Source organism: Methylosinus sp. R-45379, assembly GCF_001644125.1.
Lineage (GTDB): Bacteria > Pseudomonadota > Alphaproteobacteria > Rhizobiales > Beijerinckiaceae > Methylosinus.
In genome coordinates this window covers 1-1,206 of sequence record NZ_LUUM01000239.1, presented here as the reverse complement: position 1 = coordinate 1,206, position 1,206 = coordinate 1, and the positions used below count along the sequence as shown (strand labels likewise).

Below are 1,206 nucleotides of genomic sequence, written 5' to 3'. Positions count from 1 at the left end.
ACGCGCTTCGTCGGCGATCCTCTCAACAGCGTCAACAAGGGCTATCGTACGCTCTATGGGTTGAACTGGTCGCATGATTTCGACGAGAATTGGACGCTGACGCATCGATTCACCTTCGAGCACATGGCGTTCGATAATCGGACGATGTTTTTCGGCAAAGCGAACGCTGACGGAACATTGGGGCGCTTCTACAATCAGGCGCCCGACACGACGTCCGACCGCTATTACACGACTCTCAATCTCACCGGAAAGATCGACACCGGCCCCGTGCGGCACAAGCTGCTCTTCGGTTACGACTACTTCCACATCGACGACAAGCTCGTCGGTCTTCGCAATTGCTGCGTAGCGGCGTCCGCGTTCAATATCTACGCTCCGACCTATCTGCCCTACACCGTCATTCCGGTGTCGCCGGCGACGATCGGGCGGCTCGATCTCTCCCAGGAATGGCACAGCCTGTATTTCCAGGATCAGATGGAGCTTCCCTATAACTTCTTCGCGATGGGCGGATTCCGATTCGACAGCGCGACGGCCGTCAACAATTTCGCGAATGTGATCACCACGAAAGAGGATCAGGTCAGTCCGCGCGGCGGCCTGTTGTGGCGCCCCGCGCCTTGGCTCTCGGTATATGGAAGCTATTCGCAAGGATTCGGCGCGGCCAATAGCGTCTTTCGATCCGATGGCGCGCTCTTTCCCGCTCAAACGTCCGAGCAATGGGAAGCGGGCCTGAAAGCCGAAGCCGATGATGGACGTCTGACAGCGACTTTCGCCTATTTCGACCTGAAAAAGCGCAATCTCCCTGTGCCAGATCCTCTGAACCCGAACCTACGACGGACGATCGGCGAAGCCGAAACGCGCGGAATCGAATTCGATGTTTCCGGTGAGGTCCTCCCCGGGTTGAGAGTCATCGGCGCCTATTCCTATCTGCCTTTCGCGAAGATCACGAAGGACAGCGACGCCAGCGGCGGCTATCGCAATCAGGGCAAGCGCCTCTATCTCGCGCCCGAACACTATGGGAGCTTCTGGATGACATACGAATTCCAGCAGGCTTCGCTCCTCGGCTTGAAGGTCGGAGCCGGCGTGGTGGCCGTGGGGCCGCGAGAGGGCGATCAGGGCAATAGCTACCAGTTGCCCGGCTATGCGATCGTGAATGTGATGGGCAGCTATTCGTGGCGGATAGGGCCGACGCGCGTCACCGCGCAGCTCAAT

1 protein-coding gene is annotated in these 1,206 nt (G+C 58.6%); it reads left to right on the top strand.

Features of this window, described 5'->3' with window-relative positions; genetic code table 11:
* The coding region (locus A1351_RS10870) for a TonB-dependent siderophore receptor (RefSeq protein WP_157096256.1) at positions 1 to 1,206 on the top strand (1,206 nt) is incomplete at both ends.